Annotated in this window: 14 protein-coding genes; 4 read left to right on the plus strand and 10 right to left on the minus strand. The window is 70.4% G+C overall.

The genetic code is table 11. From position 1 onward, the window contains the following. Positions 1-36: 36 nt before the first annotated feature. The 3 genes from AC07FA_RS17090 to AC07FA_RS17100 form a co-directional block, all read right to left on the minus strand. The gene (locus tag AC07FA_RS17090) at positions 37-966 is read right to left on the minus strand and encodes a carbohydrate ABC transporter permease (protein WP_479076302.1); all 930 of its coding nucleotides are present in this window, start codon (positions 964-966) and stop codon (positions 37-39) included. Next, positions 963-2,009 (minus strand): carbohydrate ABC transporter permease, encoded by a 1,047-nt coding sequence (locus AC07FA_RS17095; protein WP_479076303.1) that lies wholly within the window; start codon positions 2,007-2,009, stop codon positions 963-965. Before AC07FA_RS17095 ends, AC07FA_RS17090 begins: the two co-directional genes overlap by 4 nt. A gap of 227 nt (positions 2,010-2,236) precedes the next feature. Then, on the minus strand, positions 2,237-3,550 hold the full coding sequence (locus AC07FA_RS17100) for an ABC transporter substrate-binding protein (protein WP_479076305.1): 1,314 nt from the start codon (positions 3,548-3,550) through the stop codon (positions 2,237-2,239). A 326-nt stretch (positions 3,551-3,876) separates the two neighbouring features. Between AC07FA_RS17100 and AC07FA_RS17105 the strand changes: the two genes are divergently transcribed. The 4 genes from AC07FA_RS17105 to AC07FA_RS17120 all read left to right on the plus strand — a co-directional run bounded on the left by AC07FA_RS17105 (position 3,877) and on the right by AC07FA_RS17120 (position 10,890). Beyond that, entirely contained in the window at positions 3,877-4,893 is a 1,017-nt protein-coding gene (locus AC07FA_RS17105; RefSeq protein WP_479076307.1) for a LacI family DNA-binding transcriptional regulator, read from the plus strand. 352 nt (positions 4,894-5,245) lie between these two features. Next, positions 5,246-8,062, plus strand: coding sequence for a PQQ-dependent sugar dehydrogenase (locus AC07FA_RS17110; protein ID WP_479076309.1), 2,817 nt, complete (start codon positions 5,246-5,248; stop codon positions 8,060-8,062). Beyond that, positions 8,059-9,825 (plus strand): ThuA domain-containing protein, encoded by a 1,767-nt coding sequence (locus AC07FA_RS17115; protein WP_479076310.1) that lies wholly within the window; start codon positions 8,059-8,061, stop codon positions 9,823-9,825. Before AC07FA_RS17110 ends, AC07FA_RS17115 begins: the two co-directional genes overlap by 4 nt. Before the next feature lie 270 nt (positions 9,826-10,095). Beyond that, positions 10,096-10,890: an SDR family NAD(P)-dependent oxidoreductase gene (locus AC07FA_RS17120; protein ID WP_479076312.1), complete on the plus strand. Its 795-nt coding sequence runs from the start codon at positions 10,096-10,098 to the stop codon at positions 10,888-10,890. 90 nt (positions 10,891-10,980) lie between these two features. On the opposite strand, the gene AC07FA_RS17125 is transcribed toward AC07FA_RS17120, so the two are convergent. From AC07FA_RS17125 to AC07FA_RS17155, 7 genes are all read right to left on the minus strand, one after another. Further along, positions 10,981-13,296: a sulfatase-like hydrolase/transferase gene (locus AC07FA_RS17125; RefSeq protein WP_479076314.1), complete on the minus strand. Its 2,316-nt coding sequence runs from the start codon at positions 13,294-13,296 to the stop codon at positions 10,981-10,983. Then, on the minus strand, positions 13,293-15,098 hold the full coding sequence (locus AC07FA_RS17130) for a sulfatase family protein (protein WP_479076316.1): 1,806 nt from the start codon (positions 15,096-15,098) through the stop codon (positions 13,293-13,295). Before AC07FA_RS17130 ends, AC07FA_RS17125 begins: the two co-directional genes overlap by 4 nt. Then, positions 15,095-15,925 (minus strand): formylglycine-generating enzyme family protein, encoded by an 831-nt coding sequence (locus AC07FA_RS17135; RefSeq protein ID WP_479076595.1) that lies wholly within the window; start codon positions 15,923-15,925, stop codon positions 15,095-15,097. Before AC07FA_RS17135 ends, AC07FA_RS17130 begins: the two co-directional genes overlap by 4 nt. A 110-nt stretch (positions 15,926-16,035) precedes the next feature. Beyond that, the gene (locus AC07FA_RS17140) at positions 16,036-17,892 is read right to left on the minus strand and encodes an ABC transporter ATP-binding protein (RefSeq protein ID WP_479076318.1); all 1,857 of its coding nucleotides are present in this window, start codon (positions 17,890-17,892) and stop codon (positions 16,036-16,038) included. Beyond that, positions 17,889-18,776 carry an ABC transporter permease gene (locus AC07FA_RS17145; RefSeq protein WP_479076319.1) on the minus strand — a complete coding sequence of 296 codons (888 nt, stop codon included), beginning with the start codon at positions 18,774-18,776 and terminating at the stop codon, positions 17,889-17,891. The genes AC07FA_RS17140 and AC07FA_RS17145 overlap by 4 nt, the downstream gene beginning before the upstream one ends. Positions 18,777-18,781: 5 nt before the next feature. Then, positions 18,782-19,726 (minus strand): ABC transporter permease, encoded by a 945-nt coding sequence (locus AC07FA_RS17150; RefSeq protein ID WP_479076321.1) that lies wholly within the window; start codon positions 19,724-19,726, stop codon positions 18,782-18,784. A 1-nt stretch (position 19,727) separates the two neighbouring features. After that, a complete protein-coding gene (locus AC07FA_RS17155; protein ID WP_479076323.1) occupies positions 19,728-21,317 on the minus strand; it encodes an ABC transporter substrate-binding protein in 1,590 nt (529 codons plus the stop codon). Positions 21,318-21,593 lie beyond the last annotated feature (276 nt).

The following is a 21,593-nucleotide window of genomic DNA, read 5'->3' on the forward strand; positions in this document are numbered from 1 at the left end:
CGGAAAAGGGGAGGGGGAGAGGGGAAGCGGGGCGACTCAGCCCTTGACGGCGCCCTGCATGATGCCGCCCACGATCTGGCGGCCGAACACGACGAACATCACGAGCAGCGGCAGGGTGCCCAGCAGCGCGCCCGCCATGATGAGCGACTGGTCGCGCACGTAACCGGCGCTGAGCTGGGTGAGGGCGACCGGCACGGTCGGGTTGTCCATGTTCAACGCGATGAACGGCCAGAAGAAGTCGTTCCACGCGTGGACGAAAGTGATCATGAAGAGGACGGCCATGGCAGGCCGGGCCACCGGGAGCACGATGCTCCAGAAGATCCGCAGGGAGTGCGCGCCGTCCACCCGCGCGGCCTCGATCAGCTCGTCGGGCATCGCCTCCATGAGGTACTGCCGCATGAAGAACACGCCGACGGCGCTGACCAGGGTGGGGAAGATGACGGCGGGCAGCCGCTGCCCCCAGCCCAGGTCGCTCATCATCATGAAGAGCGGGACCACACCGAGCTGCGGCGGGATCATCATCGTGCCGATGACCAGGGTCAGCAGCGCGTTGCGGCCCGTGAAGCGGAGTTTGGCGAAGGCGAACCCGGCCAGGGTCGCGAAGAGCACCGTGGCCACGGCGATGCTTCCGGCCACGATCAGGCTGTTGACCATCGCCTTGCCGAGAGCCGCCTCCGTCCACGCACGGCTCAGGTTGGTGAACAGGTTCGGGCCCGGCAGGAACGGCGGTGGTGTCTGCGTCACCCGGGTGTTGTCGGTCGAGGCCGCGACCATCGTCCAGTACAGCGGGAAGAGGGACATCAGCGCGACCAGGCCGAGCAGGACGTACGCCACCGGGCCCGCGTGGTGCTGCCTGCCCGCCCTCATCCTCAGGGACGGGAGCCGGGAGCCGCTGCGGAACGGCGCGACGGACGGCTTGCCCTTCGGGGTGTGCGGAGGGGCGCTCCGCAGGCTGTCGGTGGTCATCGCTTTCCGCTCCTGGTTCCCTGTGAGACACGGGACCGGCTGGTCGCGCGCTGGATGAGGCGCTGGAGGACGAAGGCCAGGACGAGCAGCAGGAACATGGCCCAGGCGATGGTCGAGGCCCGCCCCATCTGGTAGTTCTTCCAGCCCTCCTCGTACATCAGCAGCCCGAGGGTCTGGTACTGGTTGTCGGCTCCGCCCGAGATACCGTTGGGCCCCTGTCCGAAGATCAAGGGCTCACCGAAGAGCTGGGTGGCGCCGATCGTCGACAGCACGATGGTGAACACGATCGTGGCCCGTATCCCGGGCACGGTCACCGTGAGGAACTGCTGCCAGCGGGAGGCCCCGTCGATCGCCGCCGCCTCGTAGCGGTCGCGCGGGATGGCCTGCATCGCCGCCAGGTAGAGGAGGGCGTTGTAACCGGTCCAACGCCAGATGACGATCGTGGAGATCGCGATCTGGGCGGGCCACTTGTCGCCCTCCCAGTCGACGTTCTCCACACCGAACATCCCGAGGAACCAGTTGATCATCCCGAAATCGCGCTCGAACAGCATGGTGAACACCAGCGCGGCCGCGCCGACGGACGTGGCGTACGGCGTCAGGGCCGCGACGCGGAAGAAAGTCGAGCCGCGCAGCGAGTAGTTGAGCAGGTGCGCGATCCCGAGCGCCATGAGCAACTGGGGCACCGTGGAGATGACACCGATGGTGATGGTGTTGGCGAGTGCGTTCCAGAAGCGGTCATCCGCCCACAGGGCGGTGTAGTTGCCGAACCCGCGCCACTCCATGACGTCCATGGTGGCCAGTTCGACCTTGTGCAGTGAGATCCACGACGTGTAGATCAGCGGGTAGAAACTGAACGCGCCGAAGACGAGGAAGAACGGGGCGACGAAACCGTAGGGCGCGCCCCGGAGATCGAGCCGGTGCAGCAGGTTGCGTCGGCGCTGCCGGGGGCGGTCCTTGCCACCGGACGTGAGGCCGGGGCCGGGCGGGGCGCCGACGTCCGGCCCGCCGGGGCCGGGGGCCGGGGTGGAGATGGAGGTGGCCACCGTGGCCTCCTTCCTGAGGGAGAGCTGAGAGGGGACAGGGGGCGCGCCGTGCTCCGGGGGAGGGGAGGCACTGGACCGGCGAGTGGTGCGAACGCCGCGGCGCGCGGGGGCGGACCGTTCTGCCCGGCCCGTACTCCGGCCCCCTGCGGGGCGGCCGGATGGCGCGGGATCGGGTGCCCGGCCCGGCCCGGGAGGGTCGGGATGCCCGGGCCGGGCGGAGACGACCGTCAGCCGACGGCCTTGCGAATGCGCTCGTCCGTCGTGTCCCAGGCCTCGGCCGGCTTCCTGCCCTTGGACTCGATCAGGTGCAGACCCTGCGAGAAGGTGTCCTTGATCGTGCCGTCCTTGCGGCCGAGTACCTGCTCCGCGGGGATCTCGTTGGCGGCTGCGCCGAAGATCTCACCGATCGGGGCCTCGTTGAAGTACGGGGACTTCGCTCCCGAGACCTCGGTCTGCGCCAGCGCCTCCTTCGAGGAGGGGAAGTTGCCGATCTCCTTGAACAGGGCGGCCTGCTGGGCGGGCGCGGTCAGCCACGCGACGAGCTTCTGCGCCTCGGCCTTGACGGGACTCTTCTCCATGACGCCGAGGAACGAGCCGCCCCAGTTGGCGCCCTTCGGCGCCTTCGCGACATCCCACTTGCCCTTGTTGGCAGGGCCGGCCTTCTCGCTGATGTGAGCGAGCATCCAGGCCGGGCACACCGTGGTGGCGAAGGTGGAGTTGGCCAGGCCGGGGTCCCAGCCGGGCTGGAACTGGCGCAGTTTGGCCGTCATGCCGGAGCTTCCCGCCTCCGCGGCCAGGTCCCACGCCTCCTTCACCACGGGGTTCTTGGCGTAGATGAGTTCCCCGTCCTTGTCGTAGAACTGCTCGGAGGAGCCGTAGATCATGGCGTTGAACAGTCCGGTGGAGCTGTCCATGAAGGCGAGCTCGCTGTTCTTCGAGCCGGCCTCGAACCGCTTCCCCGTCTCGACGTACTTGCTCCAGTCGCCCGCCCACAGCTCGGCGACCTTCTCCCGGTCCGTCGGGAGCCCGGCCTGCTCGAACATGTCCCTGCGGTAGCAGACCGCCATCGGCCCGATGTCCGTGCCGAGTCCGAGGACCTTGCCGTCGGGGGTGGTGACCTGGTTGAGCTTCCACGGCTGGAAGTGGCCGGTGCCGTCGACGCCGGCGAAGTCCGCGAACTTGTCGGCCTGGGTGTCCACGATCTCCTTGGCGCGGCCCACCTCTATGCCCTGGATGTCCTTGAGGCCGCTGCCGCCCGCGAGGTGGGTCTGGAGCGCGGTGTAGTACGTCTGCTCGTCGCCGGCGACCTCCGCCTTGATCGTCACCCCGGGGTTCTCGCGCTCGTACTGTTCGAGGAGCCCGGTCTCCTTGAAGCCCATGACGCCGAAGAGACCCATCGTGATGGTGACCTTGCCGTCCTTCTTCCCGCCTCCGGTGGACGACGTACTGCCCTCCGAGCAGCTTGTCACCAGGCCGAGGACGGCGAGGACCGAGACCGCGACGGTGGCTTTCGACCGTGACAGCGTTCGGGATGTGCGCATGAGGATTCCTCCCAGCGGCGGCTCCGGCGCACGGCGATACCCGTTCGTCCGGTCCACGCTGCGGCTCGAAACGTGAAGTGGGAACGATTCCAATCGTGGTGGGATCGATCCCACCGACGTGCCGTGAAGACTGGCCAACTCCCTGCGCTGTGTCAAGAAGTTGAATCGAATCTGTCGTCATGAGCACCTGTGTGTTCAACTGATGCGTCTACGGGACTGCGGCGCGGTCTGGCAGAATGCGCTGGCGAGCGCCGGTCCGGGCGCCCTGCACGTGCCGGAAGGTGCGGAACGAACGCGCCGGTGGCGCGGGGCAGCGGGAGGGGCACATGAGCACCGGTCGGCCGCCGACCATCAAGACCGTCGCCGCACGGGCGGGGGTGGGGCGTACGACGGTGTCCCGGGTCCTCAACGGCTCGCCCCTGGTGAGCGACAAGGCGAGGGCAGCCGTCGAAGCGGCCATCGCCGATCTCAACTTCGTGCCCAGTTCGGTGGCGCGTGGGCTGGTCACCCGCCGGACCAACTCGATCGCCCTGGTGATCCCGGAGTCGGAGAGCCGGCTCGGCGCGGAGCCGTACTTCTCCGCCGTGATCCGGGGGGTGAGCACCGGACTGGCCGCGACCCAGACGCAGTTGCAACTCGTGCTGGTCAGGGACAAGAGTGAGCTCGACCATCTGACCGAGACCGTGACCGCCCGCCGGGTCGACGGAGTGCTCCTGGTCTCGGTCCACCGGGACGATCCGCTGCCGGATCTGCTGGAGGCCCTCGGCCTGCCCACCGTGCTGGCGGGCCGGCGATCCGACGCCGAACCGCTCAGCCACGCGCACTCCGACAATCTCGGAGGGGCGGGGGCGGCAGTCCGGCACTTGATCGATCGAGGCCGGGAACGGATCGCGACGATCACCGGGCCGCTCGACATGGAGGTCGGCCGCGTCCGCCTCCAGGGATGGCGCGAGGCGCTGACCGGGGCGGGGCGCCCATCGGGCGAAGAACTCGTGGCGGTGGCCGACTTCACCGAGGAGGGCGGCCGGCGGGCCATGGGCGAACTGCTGGCCCGGGTCCCGGACCTGGACGCGGTGTTCGTGGCATCGGACGTGATGGCGGCAGGCGTGCTGCTGGAGCTCCGCGCCCGGGGGAAGCGGGTGCCGGACGACATCGCGGTGGTCGGCTTCGACGATTCGCTGATCGCGCGGCACACCAACCCCCCTCTCACCAGCGTCCGCCAGCCGGTCGAGCAGATCGGCAGCACGATCGCTCAGATACTGCTCGAAGAGATCGCCACTCCCGGGATGCCCCGGCGGTGCGTCCTGTTGCCCACCGAGCTGGTGGTCCGCGAGTCGTCCTGAAGGTGCCTGGCCGTCCTGCGGGCTCTCGGCCCGCCGCACCGCGAACCCCGTCGCGTGAGCGGCACACCTGACTCGACGTCACGAGCCGTGCTGCGGTCGGACGGAGAAGAGTCCCTGGTGTCCGGCGGGGCCTGGGGGTCCGGCGGGGCGGCTTTGTCCGATCACTGGAGAAAGTTGACGTCTCTCGTGTCAAAGGGCTTTCTGTCGGATGGAAAAGCCATTACCTTCCTGACCTGTACCGGACAACACGGACCGACCGCCCCGTCCCTCCTCCCCGGGGCGTGACGTCCACCGGCGCGACGGCGCGCGCCTGTGCCAGACCCCCCACCCCGTACTCATACGGAGGATGCGCGTGCACAGGAGAATCACCCGGCCCCTCGCGGCGCTCACCTGCACCCTGCTCGCCGCCGCGGGCGCCCTCACCGCACAGCAGAGACCGGCCGCGGCCGCGGCCGCCGAGGAGTTCCAGCAGGTCACCCTCGCCAAGGGAGTGGCCGAGACCGGCGAACCGATGACGCTCGCGGTCCTGCCCGACCGGTCCGTCCTGCACACCTCGCGCGACGGCACCCTGCGCCTCACCGACGCGGCGGGCACGACCAAGGTCTCCGGCAAGCTGGACGTCTACAGCCATGACGAGGAGGGGTTGCAGGGCATCGCGGTCGATCCCGGCTTCAGCTCCAACCGCTTCGTCTACCTCTACTACGCGCCCAAGCTCACCACCCCCGGCGGCGACGCCCCCGCCGAGGGAACGGCGGCCGACTTCACCCCGTACGACGGAGTGAACCGGCTGTCCCGGTTCGTCCTCAGGACCGACGGCACCCTGGACACCGCCACCGAGAAGAAGGTCCTCGACGTCCCCGCGAGTCGCGGCCTGTGCTGCCACGTCGGCGGCGACATCGACTTCGACGCGGCGGGAAACCTGTACCTCTCCACCGGCGACGACACCAACCCGTTCGCCTCCGACAACTACACGCCCATCGACGAGCGTCCGAACCGCAACCCCGCGTACGACGCCCAGCGGTCCTCCGCCAACACCAACGACCTGCGCGGCAAGGTACTGCGGATCAAGGTCGACGCGGACGGCGGCTACTCCATACCCTCGGGAAACCTGTTCGCCCCCGGCACCGCGAAGACCCGCCCCGAGATCTACGCCATGGGCTTCCGTAACCCCTACCGGATGAGCGTCGACAAGCCCACCGGCATCGTCTACCTCGGCGACTACGGCCCCGACGCGGGCACCGCGAGCGCCACGCGCGGCCCCGCGGGGCAGGTGGAGTTCAACCGGATCACCAAAGCCGGGAACTACGGCTGGCCCTACTGCACCGGCAAGAACGACGCCTACATCGACTACGACTTCGCCACCAAGGCATCCGGTGCCGCCTTCAACTGCGCCGCACCGAAGAACACCTCGCCCCGCAACACCGGCCTCACCGATCTGCCGCCGGCCCAGCCGGCCTGGATACCCTACGACGGCGGGTCCGTGCCCGAGTTCGGCAGTGGTTCCGAATCGCCCATGGGCGGCCCCGTCTACCGCTACAGCGCCTCGTCCACCTCGACCGTGAAGTTCCCCCAGAGCTACGACGGGAACTTCTTCGCGGGCGAGTTCGGCCGCAAGTGGATCAAACGGATCGCGCAGGGCACCGACGGTGCGGTGCAGTCCATCAACGCCTTTCCCTGGCAGGGCACCCAGGTGATGGACATGGCGTTCGGCCCCGACGGCGCCCTCTACGTCCTGGACTACGGCACCGGCTACTTCAGCGGTGACGCCAACAGCGCGCTCTACCGCATCGAGGCCGTCACCGGGGGCCGTGCCCCCCTCGCCCAGGCCGCCGCCGACCGCACGTCCGGCAAAGCCCCTCTCGCCGTGCAGTTCTCCTCGGCCGGCAGCTCCGACCCCGACGGCGATCCGCTCGGCTACGCCTGGAAGTTCGGCGACGGCTCCACCTCGACCGCCGCCAACCCGTCGCACACCTACACGGCCAACGGCCGCTACACCGCCGAAGTCACCGTCTCCGACGGCACGGGCAAGTCGGGCACGGCGTCGGTGACCATCACCGTCGGCAACACCGCGCCGACCGTCAGACTGGATCTGCCCGCCGACGGCCGGATCATCGACCCCGGGGCCGCGGTGCCCTTCAAGGTCACGGTGACCGACCCCGAGGACGGTGCGATCGACTGTGCGAAGGTCAAGGTCACCTTCGTCGTCGGCCACGACAGCCACGGTCACCCGCAGACCTCCGCGACCGGCTGCTCCGGCACCGTACAGACCATCGCGGACGGCGAGCACGACCCCAACGCCAACATCTTCGGGGTCTGGGACGCGGAGTACACCGACAACGGCGCGAACGGCCAGCCCGCGCTGACCACCCACGACCAGCACATCAGCCAGCCGAGCCACCGCCAGGCCGAGCACTACGGCGGGTCGAGCGGTGTACAGGTCGTCGACCATACGGCGGCCCACGGCGGCAAGACCGTCGGGCACATCGAGAACGGCGACTGGATCTCCTTCAAGCCGTACCTGCTCGACAACGCCACCAAGCTGACCGCCCGGATCTCCTCCGCCGGCGTGGGCGGCACCCTGGAAGTACGGGCAGGCTCCCCGACCGGCACCCTGCTCGGCTCGACGCCCGTCCCCGTCACCGGCGGCTGGGAGACGTTCCAGGACGTGAGCGCCGATCTGACCAGCCGTCCCTCGGCCACCACCACCCTGCACCTGGTGTTCAAGGGCGGGACCGGGTCACTGTTCGACGTCGACGAGTTCTCCTTCACGACATCCGGTGCCGCCACACGGACCGGTGAGATCAGGGGGATCGACGGGAAGTGTGTGGATGTGGCCGGGGGCGCGTCCGCCGACGGTACGCAGATCCAGTTGTGGGGGTGTGCGGGTGTGGCCGCGCAGAGGTGGACGGTTCCCGGTGACGACACGTTGCGTGCCCTGGGGAAGTGCATGGACATCAGCGGGGGTGGTACGGCTGATGGCACCAAGGTGCAGTTGTGGACGTGCAACGGCAGCGGTGCTCAGAGGTGGGTGCCGCAGGCCGACGGGACGCTGAAGAACCCGCAGTCGGGCAAGTGTCTCGACGCGTCGGGTGTCTCCTCGGCCGACGGCACCAAACTCCATCTGTGGACCTGCCACACCGGCGCCAACCAGAAGTGGACCCTGCCATGACCACTGCTCGCGCCACCAGGCTCAGCAGAGCCCTGACCTGGACCGTCGGCGGCCTCCTCTGCGCCGCCGCGCTCCCCGCCACCGCGTCGTCCGCCGCCGAGCCGGAGTCCGCGTCGCGCGCGGTCGCGGAGGCCGCGGACCCCGCCTACGACATCCTCGTCTTCTCGAAGACGGCAGGCTTCCGGCACTCCTCCATCGACGAGGGGGTGACCGCCCTGCGCGAGCTGGGCGCCGCCCACAACTTCACCGTGACCGCCACCGAGGACGCGGCCGCCTTCACCCCCGCGGGCCTCGCGCCCTACGAGGCCGTCGTCTTCCTCTCCACCACGGGCGACGTCCTCGACGCCACCCAGCAGACCGCCTTCGAGGGCTACATCCAGAACGGCGGCGGGTACGTCGGCATCCACGCGGCGGCGGACACCGAGTACGACTGGGCCTGGTACGGGGGACTCGCCGGCGCGCTGTTCCACTCGCACCCCCAGATCCAGCAGGCCACGGTCAAGGTCGAGGACCGGGCCCACGACGCCACCGCTCATCTGCCGACCGCCTGGCAGCGCACCGACGAGTGGTACAACTACCGCACCAACCCCCGCGCCGACGCCCATGTGCTCGCCTCGCTCGACGAGAGCAGCTACAGCGGCGGCACCATGGCGGGTGACCACCCCATCGCCTGGTGCAAGGACTACCGGGGCGGCCGCGCCTTCTACACCGGCGGCGGTCACACCGAGGGCTCGTACACCGAGACCGGATTCCGCCGTCATCTGCTCGGCGGCATCCGGTGGGCGGCCGGAACGACCGAGGCGGACTGCCGCCCCGAGACCGGATACACCACCCTCTTCGGGAACACGGGCAGCACCGCCGGCTGGAAGCAGGCCGGGCCGGGCTCCTTCACCAACACCGACGCCACGCTCACCAGCCAGGGCGGTCTCGGCCTGTACTGGTACCAGGCGCGGGAGTACAAGGCGTACTCCCTCAAACTGGACTGGCGGATGGCCGGCGACGACAACTCCGGGGTCTTCATCGGCTTCCCCGCCTCCGACGACCCCTGGTCGGCCGTGAACAACGGGTACGAGATCCAGATCGACGCGACCGACGCCGCCGACCGTACGACCGGTGCGGTCTACGGCTTCGCGTCCGCCGACCTGGCCGTGCGCGACGCGGCCCTGAACCCGCCGGGGGAGTGGAACACCTACGAACTGCGGGTCGAAGGGGAGCGCCTGCAACTGTTCCTCAACGGGCGCAGGATCAACGACTTCACCAACACCGACCCCGCCCGCAGCCTCCAGCAGGGGCACATCGGCCTCCAGAACCACGGCACCGGCGACGATGTCTCCTTCCGCAACGTCCGCATCAAGGAACTGGGCGGCGGTACGGGCACACCCGTCGGTGAGATCAGGGGGATCGGCGGCAAGTGTGTGGATGTGGCCGGGGGCGCGTCCGCCGACGGTACGCAGATCCAGTTGTGGGGGTGTGCGGGTGTGGCCGCGCAGAAGTGGTCGGTTCCCGGTGACGACACGTTGCGTGCCCTGGGGAAGTGCATGGACATCAGCGGGGGTGGTACGGCTGATGGCACCAAGGTGCAGTTGTGGACGTGCAACGGCAGCGGTGCTCAGAGGTGGGTGCCGCAGGCCGACGGGACGCTGAAGAACCCGCAGTCGGGCAAGTGTCTCGACGCGTCGGGTGTCTCCTCGGCCGACGGCACCAAACTGCACCTGTGGACCTGCCACACCGGCGCCAACCAGAAGTGGAGCCTGCCTGCCTGAGGGCTCTCCGGACCCCGTCGCCGGCGCGGAGGGCGCCGACGGCGGCCCGGCCCCCGAGGGGGCCGGTCTGACGGCGGCGTGGTGCCACGCCGAGTACCCGCCGCCGTCTCCCTCCTCCCGGGGCACCGACACCCTCGGCATCCGGCGTCCAACAGTGTCGGCGCGGAAATTGCGAAGATGCTGCCCCCGGCCCGTGTTCGCCGTATCCGGCGCGACGTGCCGGACAGCCGCACCTCCTCACCCCCGCGCTTCGCAGGAAGGACCGTCACGGTGCTGATCGACCTCACCGGGAAAACCGCCCTGGTCACCGGATCGACCCAGGGCATCGGAGCAGCCATCGCGACGGGGCTCGCCCGGGCCGGGGCGCGCGTCGCCGTCAACGGCCGTACGGAGGGGTCCGTCGGCGAGGCCGTGGCGCGGCTGAGCGAGCAGCTCCCCGGCGCGGAGTTCCTGGCGGCGCCGGGCGACATCTCCACGGACGAAGGCGCCGGGCGGGTGGTCGACGCCCTGCCGCAAGCGGACATCCTCATCAACAACCTCGGCATCTTCGGTGCCAAGGATGCGCTCGACATCAGCGATGACGAGTGGCGACGGTACTTCGACGTCAACGTACTGTCCGCGGTCCGCATGATCCGCAGCTACCTGCCGGGCATGACGGAACGCGGCTGGGGGCGTATCCAGAACATCGCCAGTGACTCCGCCGTCGTCATCCCCGCCGAGATGATCCACTACGGGATGTCGAAAACGGCGCTGCTCGCGGTCTCCCGCGGATTCGCGAAGCAATCGGCGGGAACGGGAGTCACGGTCAACTCGGTGATCGCGGGTCCCACGCACACCGGAGGCGTCGAAGATTTCGTCTACGAGCTGGTGGACCGGGAGCTGCCCTGGGAAGAGGCTCAACGCGCGTTCATGCGCGAGCACCGTCCTCAGTCGCTGATCCAGCGGCTGATCGAGCCCGAGGAGATCGCCAACATGGTCGTCTACCTCAGTTCCACCTTCGCGTCCGCCACCACAGGGGGCGCGGTCCGGGTGGACGGCGGGTACGTGGACTCCATCCTCCCGTGACTCCGAGGAGTCCGGGAGGACGGCCCGATGCCACAGAACTGCCGGGCGGGGCCCCAGCACTTCCAACCCGACAACCCCACCCCACCTCCCTCACTCGAACGCGGCCGCCGCCTCCCTGAGCGCGGCAGCCACCGCCTCCGGGGAGTCCGGTCCCGGCTCCCCCGGGAGATAGGTCACCGACCTCAGCCGGCCGCGGTGCCGGAACGAGCGGTGCCGCTCGTACAGCGGCCAGGAGACCGGTGACTTGCGGTCGACCCCGACGCTGATGCCCTGGAACGGGGCCATCCCGATGAGCTGGTGCACGCTCGGAGGGGAGGCCCGGGCCTCACCGTCGACGCTCACCGTGAACGCCCACCGCAGCCCCTGCTCGGCCGTGGCGGTGAGTACGACGACGTGTTCTCCCCGCGCCAGTGGCCCGGCGTCCGTCTCGTGGAGCACGCCGTACTCGTTGTAGGCGAAGTGGAGCCGGCCGTCCTCCACGTACAGGCTGTAGCCGCCGCCCTGGTCGCCGTGGGAGACCAGGACCCCCTCTCCCGCCTCGTCGAGGACGACGGAGATCTCGAAGGAGCGCAGTGAGATCAACCGGGAGGAGCGGTAGCGCTCCAGTTCCGGGGTGCCGGGCAGCAGGGTCAGCGGGCGTGCCAGCCGCCGCTCGGCCGGATTGCGGCGGGCGAGCGCGCCGCTGCCGTCGGGCAGCGGGAAGACCCCGTTGCGCCAGGCAGCCTCCTCCCAGGCCGCCGACAACTCCGCGACCAGGCGCGGCTGTTCGGTGGCGAGGTCGCGGATCTCGGTCGGGTCGGCCCGGACGTCGTACAGCGCCCACTCGGAGTCGTCGTAGGGCGCGCCGGGCCGGTGGAGGGTGACGAGCTTGTGCCCGTCCCGGTAGTAGCTGCGGTTGCCGGTCATCTCGCAGTACTGCTCGGTGTGGGTGGAGTGGTGTTCCGCGTCGGCGAGCACGGGCGTGAAATCGGCCCCGTCCAGCTCCTGGAGCACGGTGCCGCGCCGCTCGGCCGGCCGTTCGATACCGGCCAGCCGCAACAGGGTGGGGGTGATGTCGGTGACGTACTGGTACTGCGTCCGCAGTCCGGGCGTGAGCCGCCCCTCGCGGGTCCCCTTCGGCCAGGAGAGGAGGAAGGGAACGCGGACGCCGCCGGCGTAGGTGTGCCCCTTGTAGAGGCGGAACGGCGTGTTGGAGGCCATGCCCCAGCCGCGCGGGTAGTGGACCAGGCTGCGCGGGCCGCCGATGAGACCGGGGTCGCGGTCGACGTCCGGGGTCCAGTCGCCGGGGAGCGCGGGGTGGTGGACGAAGCGGCTGAAGTACGAGCGGGTGCCCTCCGCGCCGCCCTCGCCCGTGCCGCCGTTGTCGGAGGTGAAGACGATGATGGTGTTGTCGAGCTCCCCGAGGGCTTCGAGCGTCTCGGTGAGCCTGCCCAGGTTCTGGTCGATGTTGTCGACGAGCGCCGCGTATACCTCCATGTACCGGGCGTAGAGCTTCCGCTGCTCCTCGGTGAGGTCCGCCCAGGCCGGGACATCGAGTCCGGCCTCGCTGTTGCGCGGGGGGAGTTCGGTACCGGGCGGGAACAGCCCGTCGGCGAGCTGGGCGGCGAAGCGCCGCTCGCGCAGCACGTCCCAGCCCTCGTCGTAGCGGCCCCGGTGGCGGGCGATGTCCGCCTCCTTGGCCTGGAGGGGGCCGTGCACGGCGTTGTGTGCGAGGTAGAGGAAGAACGGCTTGTCCGGGTCGTGGGCGCGCAGCGACTTCACCATGGAGATCGCCTGGTCGGTGAGGTCGTCGGTGTAGTAGTAGTCGTCGGGGAACTCATCGATGTCCAGCGGGCTGTTGTCACGCACCAGCTGGTGCGGGTGGAAGAGGCTGGTCAGTCCCTCCAGCACGCCGTAGTACTGGTCGAAGCCCTTGCGCAGCGGCCAGTTGTCCCGGTCGTCGGCCGCGTTGGAGGCGGAGTCGCGGACCAGGTGCCACTTGCCGACCGCGTACGTGGCATAGCCCGAGTCGTGGAGCAGTTCGGCGAGGGTGGGGATGTCGTCGGCGATCTCCATGCCGTAACCGGGGAAGCCCGGGTCGGAGTTGGCGACCATGGCGTAGCCCACGCGGTGCGGGTTGAGGCCGGTGAGCAGCGCCGCACGGGCTGGTGAACACAGCGGCATGGTGTGGTAGTTGCTGAGCCGCACTCCCTCCTCGGCCAGTGACGCGAGGGTGGGGGTGGGGATCTCGGAGCCGAACGGGCCGATGTCGCTGTAGCCCATGTCGTCGACGAGGACGACGACGATGTTCGGGGCCTTGTGCGGCGGGGCGGTGCGCCCAGCCCAGGCCGGCTCGGACTCGGCGAAGGTGCGGCCGATCCGGCCCGGGAAGCCGTCGTACGGATCGCGTCGGGCGTTGGTGGTCATCGGCGTGGGTCTCCGTCGTCGGTCCGGGGAAGAGGGAAGAGGCGGGCGAGTTCGTCGGCGAGGGCGGTGAGCTGCGCCCGCCCCGGGTGCCCGGCGAAGCCCGCGATCTGGAGGAGAGTGCCGCCGCCGCGGACGGTCAGAAGCTCCGTGTCGAGGAGCCCCGGCACGATCCGGCGGATCGCCTCGGTGGCGGCGGGTTCGGCCAGCAGGAGCGCCAACGGGGTACGGAGGTTCAGTGCGCCCTCGGCGAACTCGTCCGAACGCGGAGCCGGTTCACGGGCCGCCTCGCCGGCTTCGCGCTGGGCCGCGGCCAGCAGATGGGCCTCGCCCACCTCGTCCGGATCGGAGGGCAGACCGAGCCGCTCGTACTGGTCCACGGGTGCCTCACTCGCCCGCAGCCGCTCCACCAGGAGTCTGATCATCCGCAGTTCGACGGCGTCGTCGACGAGCGGCTTCTCCTGCCGCGGGTCGGTCTCCAGGTCGAAGAGGAGAGTGCCGAACCGCTGCGGTCCCAGCAGCGGGGAGGGATGGGCGGCGATCTTGAGGGTGCGTACGCCCTTGGTGAAGCCGAACGGTTCCGCCAAGGTCAGGCCGGAGAGTTCCGCGGGGGTGAACCGGCCCCGGATACGGGTCGGCATCAGGGTGTGCTCGTACAGCGGCTGGTTGCGGTCGTCGTGACAGGACCGCATGTAGACGTACCGTCCATCGGTGACGTTCACATGGCCGCCGAACATCCCGAACAGGGCGGACTCCCGGGCCGGTTCGGCCTCCCCGAGCGGGCGTCCCTGCATGTCCGCGGTGCGCTCGGCTCCGAAGAAGTCGAGGAGGGTCGGCGCGAGATCGATGGTCTGGACGAGCGTGTCGTCCCGGCTGCCGGCCCTGTCCGGGCGGCGCGGGTCGTGGACGAACAGCGGGGTGTGGACCAGCTCGTTGTACCAGGGCTGGACGACCTTCGCCCACCAGCCCTTCTCGCCCAGCAGATAGCCGTGGTCCGTGCAGACGATGAGCATCGTGTCGTCCCACAGGCCGTGCGCGTCCATCGCGTCGAGGACCCGGCCCAGTGAGTGGTCGCACATCGAGAGCAGCGCCGCGTACTCGTACCGGACGTGCGTCTCCTGGTCCCTCGTCTCGGTGACCCGGTTGTAGTCGGGCCAGTCGAAGTGCGGTCCTTCGTAGTCGTGCGGGTAGAGGTCCTTGTAGTGGTCCTGGGTGAAGAACGGTTCGTGCGGATCGAACGTCTCGATCTGGACGAACCAGTTGTCCTCGGCGTGATTGGTCCGCAGGAACTCGAGCCCGGCGTCGAACGTGAGGGTCTGCGGCTGCTTCGCCTCGGTGTCCAGGTACTGCCGGTTCACCCAGTCCTGCCGCCACAGGTCGTTGCGGGTGGCGCGCAGGTCGTCGGGGACCTCCGGATCGGCGACCTGGCCCTTCCACGCGTCGCCCTCCTGCCCCCGGAAGAACTCCCAGGAGTTGTAGCGGCCGTGAAAGGTGGCGCCGCCGTCCTCCCAGTAGTGCTGGTGGTCGCTGACGAGGTGGGTGTAGAAGCCGTGCTGCTTCAGGATCTCGGGCATCGAGTCGTCGAACGGCTCCAGCGGCCCCCAGCCCCGGTGGAGGAAGTTGTGGCGCCCGGTGTGCAGTTCGCGACGGGCCGGCATGCACGGCATCGAGCCCGCGTAGCAGGTGTCGTAGGTGACCGTACGGTCGGCCAGCCGCCGGAAGTTCGGGGCATGGGTCCAGACGGCCCCGTACGGCGGCAGCAGATGCCTGTTGAGGCTGTCGAACATCACCATGACGGCCTTCACGAGGTGGTACGTCCTTCCGGAGCGGGCAGTGGTGTCAGATCGCGGGCGCAGCGGAAACCGCCGTGGCCGGTCGAGGAGTCCGGGGTGTTGTGCGAGCGGGCGGCGACCCGGTAGCGGTTGCAGTACGAGGCGTGGCACAGGTATGAACCGCCCCGGATGACGCGCTCACCGGGGCCGAAGGCATCGGAGCACCACTCCCAGACGTTCCCGGACGTGTTGAACAGGCCGTAGCCGTTGGGTTCGTACGCGGTGACGGGTACCGTGCCCGTGCGGCCGCCCGGCCGGTCCGAGCGGTGCGGGAACCGGCCCCGCCAGGTGTTGCACATCTCGCGGCCGCCGGGGGCCAGGTCGTCGCCCCACGGATAGCGGGCGCCGTCCATCCCGCCACGGGCCGCGTACTCCCATTCGGCTTCGGTCGGCAGCCGGACCCCTGCCCAGTCGCAGTAGGCCAGCGCGTCGTCGTGCGACACATGGACGACCGGGTGGCCGGCCCGGTCCGCGACCCCCGAGCCCGGACCCTCGGGTGCCTCCCAGGACGCTCCCGCGACCCCCAGCCACCAGGGGGCAGCAGGGACCCGCCCGAGGATGTGGGGTGCGGCCGCCGGGTGGACGAGCTGGTGGAACACGTAGGAACTGCCGTAGCGCTCGGCGTCGGTGCGGTAGCCGGTGGCTTCGGCGAAGGCCGCCCAGTCGGAGTTGCTGACGGCGGTCGTGTCGATGGCGAACGGCGCCACGGTCACCTCGCGCACGGGCCCCTCCCGGTCGGCGAGGTACCCCTCGCCGAAGGCGTCGCCCATCCGGAAGACGCCGCCCGGCAGTTCGGCCATCGCCCGGTGCGTCACGGCCGGCGGTCCGGCGGTGCGGCGCACGGCCGGAAGGGGCAGCAGTGCCGTACCCGTCCCGCCCGTACAGGCGCGCCCGGGAGCGCAGCACGCGTTCACGCGAGCACCCCCGTCTTCACGGCGCGCGGCGGACGGGCGGCCCGGGGCACGGGTTCGGGCGCGGCGGCCAGCAGGGCGCGGGTGTAAGGGTCCCGGGGGTGCTCGCACACCTCGTCGGCGCTGCCGCTCTCCACGATCCGCCCCCGGTGCATCACGGCGATACGGTGGCTGACCTGCCGGACCACCGCGAGGTCGTGCGCGATGAAGACCAGGGCGAGGCCGAGGTCGCGCTGGAGGTCCGTGAGGAGCCCGACGATCTGTGCCTGGACGGACACGTCGAGCGCGGAGACGGGCTCGTCGCAGATGAGGACGGACGGGCGGGGGGCGAGTGCCCGCGCGATGCCGATGCGCTGACGCTGTCCGCCGGAGAAGGAGCGCGGGTGCCGGCCGGCGACGGCCGGATCGAGACCCGCCAGGCGCAGCAGCTCCGCCACCCGCTCCTCCCGCTCGGCCCGGTCGCCCAGACCGAACGCGATCAGCGGTTCGGCGACGATCTCGCCCACCGTCATCCGCGGGTTGAGCGAGGCGTACGGGTCCTGGAACACCATCTGCACCTGACGCCGCACCGCGTGCAGTTCGCGGCGCGAGGGCCGGGTGACGTCCTCGCCACGCAGCCGCATCGTGCCGCCGTCCGCGGGATGGGCGTGGGCCAGGACCCGGGCCAGCGTGGACTTCCCCGAGCCGGACTCCCCGACGATCCCGAGGGTCTCACCGGCGGCGAGGGTCAGGGACACCCCGTCGAGGGCCGTGAAGCCGCGGCCACGGGCACCGCGCCCCCTGTACGTCTTGCGGAGCTCGTCGGCCTCCAGGACCACGGCCCCGGGCGCGGGGCGTTCGACGCGGCCGGGCGGAGCGGGCGCCGGCAGCGGTTCGGTACGCCCGGCGGCGGGCAGGCAGGCCGCCCGCACGCCCTCCGCCACCTGCGTGAGCGGTGGTGTTCCCGTACGGCAGCGGTCCTCGACGAGTGCGCAGCGGTCGGCGAAGGCGCAGCCGTCCCCGAGCAGGGTGAGGTCGGGCGGGCTGCCGGGAATGCCGGTGAGCCGCGTGCCGGACGGGCTGGACAGCCGCGGCACCGCCGCGAGCAGACCGGCGGTGTACGGGTGGCGTGGGCGGGCGAGCACCTCGGCGGTGGGCCCGTCCTCGACGACCGTACCGCCGTACATGACCAGGACGCGTTCGCAGGCACGGGCGACGACGCCCATGTTGTGCGTGATGAGGACCAGGGCGGTGCCGGTCTCCCGGTTGAGGTCGGCGAGCAGGGTGAGGATCTGGTCCTGGACCGTGGCGTCGAGCGCGGTCGTCGGTTCGTCGGCGAGCAGGATGTCGGGCTCGCCCGCCAGGGCCATGGCGATGAGGACGCGCTGGCGCTGGCCGCCGGAGAACTGGTGCGGATAGTCGTCCGCGCGACGGTGCGGGTCGGGGATGCCGACCCGGTCGAGGAGTTGGACGACACGTGTCCGGCGCGCTGCCCGGTCGTGGTTCCCGTGGGCGCGGAGCACCTCGTCGAGGTGCCGGCCGGCCGTCAGGACGGGGTTCAGAGCCGTCATAGGGTCCTGGAAGATCATCCCGATGCGGGCGCCGCGCACCGCGCGCAGCTCCTCCTCGGTGGCGGCGGCCAGGTCCTGCCCGTCCAGGCGGACCGAGCCGGAGGTGATACGGCCGGTCCCCGGCAGCATCCGGGTCAGGGCGAGGGCGGTGGTGGACTTGCCGGAGCCGGACTCCCCGACGACGGCCAGCGTCTCGCCCCGGCGCAGGCCGAACGAGACCCCGCGCACGGCGCGCAGGGCCGAGCCGTCCGGGGCGGTGAACTCGACGCCGAGGTCACGGACCTGCAGCAGCTCCTGGTCGGTCATCGGCGTATCTCCCTGTTGAGCGCATCGGCGATGAGCGACAGGCCGAGGACGAGCGCTGTCACGGTGATCAGGGGCCCCGCCGCGAAGTGGGGGGCCTGGGAGAGATAGGGCATGGACTGGCTCAGCACGGCTCCGAGCGTGGGCTCCGGCGGCCGTACGCCCACGCCGAGGAAGCTCATGGCACCCTCGATGAACACGGCGACGGTCAGCGATACGGCGATCTGGACGATCAGCGGATCGGCGGCGTTGGGCAGGATGTGCCGGACCAGCACCCGGGGTCCCGAACTGCCTCCGACCCGCGCGGCGGTGACGTACTCGCGTTCCCGCTGGACGAGGATTCCGCCGCGCAGCAGCCGCCCGAAGACCGGGATTTCGGCGAGCGCGATGACGAGGACGACGGGGAGGCGGCCGGGGCCGAGGATCGCGGTGACGGCGAGCGCCAGAATCAGGCCAGGAAAGGCGAGAAGGAGATCGAAGATCCGTTGGACGACGGTGTCGGCGACCGGGTGCGTGGCGGCGACGAGGGCGAACAGGCAGCCGAGAGCCGCGCCGACGGGGACGGCGAGCGCGATGATGCCGAGGTCGGCGCGTATGCCGTACAGGAACCGGCTGAGCAGGTCCCGCCCGAGATCGTCGGTACCGAGCGGATGCCCGGGCGTGCCGGGGGCCGCGAGGCTCTGACCGCTCTGCCCGGTCGGCCCGTGCCCGGCCAGGAGGGGTGCGAGCAGGCCGGCGAGGACCACCGCGCCGACCAGGACGAGACCGGTGCGGCCGCGTGCGGTGGACAGCGCACCGCGGTAGGGGTGGCGGTTGCGGGCCGGGCGTGGTGTGCGGGCGGTGGTGGGCGGGGGCGGGCCGGTGATGAGGCCGGTGGTCGAGGTCATGGCGGTTACTCCCACCTGATCCGGGGGTCGAGCCAGGCGTACACGAGGTCCGTGAGCAGCTGGACGAGGACGAAGACGGCGACCAGGAGCAGCAGGAGGTCCTGGACGACCGGGTAGTCCCTGCGGGTGAGGCCCTGTTCGGCGAGCTGGCCCAGTCCCGGCCAGGCGAAGATCGCCTCGACGAGTACGGCGCCGCCGAGCAGATGCCCGGTCTGCATGCCGAGCAGGGTGACGACGGGCGGGAGGGCGTTCGGCAGGGCGTGCCGCCACAGCAGCCGGCGCGGTGTCACTCCGGCGGCGGTGGCGGTGCGGATGTAGTCCTCGGCCAGCGCGCGCTCGATCCCGTCCTTGAGATAGCGGCCGAGTACGGCGGCGCTGGGCAGCGCCAGGCAGAGCGCGGGCAGCAGCAGGTACTGCGCCGCGAGGTCGGGGGCGGCCAGGAAGGCGACCCGGCCGCCCGGTGGCAGCACACCCAGGACGACGGCGAACAGCAGGACCAGGAGCACGCCGCTGACGAAGGGCGGCACGGCCAGCGCGGCGGTCGTGATCACCCGGATCGAGGTCCGGACCCAGCGCTTGCGGGAGGTGGCCCCGAGTATGCCGAAGACCGTACCGAGCACGATCACGAACAGCAGGGCGGCCAGGGTCAGTTCCGTGGTGGCGCCGAGTCCGTCCCCGATCAGGTCGGCGGCCTGGCCGCCGATCGCGTACGAGGGCCCGAGGTCGCCCGTCAGCAGGGAGCCGAGCCAGTGCGCGTACTGGGAGAGCAGGGGCGCGTCGAGGCCGAGCCGGTCGCGGATCGCGGCGACGGTCACCGCGTCCGCGTCGGGGCCGGCGAGCGAGGTGGCGGGGTCGCCGGGCACGAGCCGCAGGATGGCGAAGATCAGGAACGAGGCCCCGAGCAGGACGAGGACGGCGGACGGCAGCCGTCGGAGCAGGTAGCCGCGCATGTCACACCAGGTATGCGTTGTCGAGGTTCAGATACGAGAACTTGTTCAGCACGACGCCGTGCAGCCGGTCCGCGGCGACCTGGACCTGCCCCCGGACGACGAGGTCGATGATGAACGCCTCGTCGAGCAGGATGCCGGAGATCTTCTCGTGCAGGGCGTTGGCCTGCGCGGCGCTCGACTCGGGCGTCGTCCAGGCCTCCTGCACGACCTCGGTGTAGCCGGCGGAGCGGTACTTGGAGGTGTTCTTCGCCTCGTTGAACGGATAGGCGCTCACGGCGAGCGTGGAGGGCTGCACCTGGGAGAAGCCGTGTCCCATGGTCCACAGGGCAGGCATGTCCTGGGAAATCAGCTTCTTCTGAGCGGTGGCCGGGTCGGTGGGCTGGAGCGTGACGTGGATTCCCACCTGCTTCAGGTCGTACTGGAGGGCTTCGGCGATGGCGGTGTCACCGGGCAACGCGATGTGAAGGAGCGGAAGTTCGAGCTTGTTGTGTCCGGCGGACTTCAGTAGTTCCCGGGCCTTGCCCGCGTCGTGGGTGTAGTGGGTGCGGTGGGCCTCGGCGAAGGCGGGGGAGGACTTGGGCCAGGGGGCGGCGGAGGCCAGACCGTAGCCCCCGAGGGCCTGCGCGAGGATGCGCTCACGGTCGACGGCCCAGGCGATGGCCTGACGGACGGTCCGGTCGTCGAGCGGCGCGACGGTGGTGTTGACGCCGATGTAGACGGCACCGGAGCCGGTGTCGTAGTCGGTGATGGTGAGCCGGGGGTCACTCTTGACCGTGCCCAGGCTCTTGCCCGGCACGTTGAAGGACAGCTGGGACTGGCCGGAGCGCAGGGACGAGATCAGCGCGTCGGCCTGGGGTATGACCCGCAGTTCCACCCCGTCGAGGTAGGGGCGGCCGGGCTGCCAGTAGCCGTCGTGCCTCCTCAGGCTCAGACCGGAGCCGGGACTCCACTTCTTGAGCCTGAACGGACCGGTGCCGATGAGCCTCCTTCCGGTGACGGCGTCCTCAACCGACTCCGGATCAGTGATGATCATGAATTCGAAGAGGTCGAAGAGGTTGTTCACCGGATGTGCCAGTGCGAGGACCAGCTCGTGGTCACCGCGCTTCTCGAATCCGGTGATCGTGGCGGCCGTGCTGCGCAACTGGGCCGAGCGCACCGGGTTCTGGAGGTTCTTCACCGCGAAGATGACGTCGTCAGCGGTGAACGGGCGGCCGTTGTGGAAGGTGACGTCGTCGCGCAGGCGGAGCGTGATGCTGCGCCCGTCCTTCGCGTACGTCCAGGAGGTGGCCAGCTCGGGCTTCGGGCTGAGCCGGTCGTCGTAGCGGGTCAGGGTGTTGAAGATCAGCCGGTGCTGGTAGGACTGCCCGCTCTGTGCGAACAGCAGGCCGGGGGTGAAGTCGCTGTTGACGGCGACGCTGAGAACGCCGCCGCGCTTGGGGGCGTCGCCGGCCCTCGGCTCGGACGAGGTCTCCGAGACCGCCGAACGGCAGCCCGCCAGCCCCAGTCCGAGAAGCAGGGCGCCGCCGCCCGCGGCGCGCAACGTCGAGCGCCGGGTGGGTCCGGTGGACGTGGAAGGGTGCAGCTCGGTCATCGGAAGCCTGCCTGTGACGGTGAGGGACGAGTGAGGCGAAGGGTGCGAAGAGGCGCCTTCGCGCATTGATGTCGCTGCGGAACGAATTGAAGGAGCAGGACGCGCGGCTCTGGACGTACGGAATCAGCGCAGCGGCCCGCTACGGGAACCACCAGGGAACGGAAAAGGAACCGGGTCCGCGGATCAGGCCCGAACGCGGTGCGGGAAACCCGGGCAACGGCCCGGAAGGACACATCGCTCCACGGATGCGGTGTCAGCGAGGCGCTGAGGGCACCC

The sequence above is a fragment of the Streptomyces sp. NPDC045968 genome, assembly GCF_056430475.1.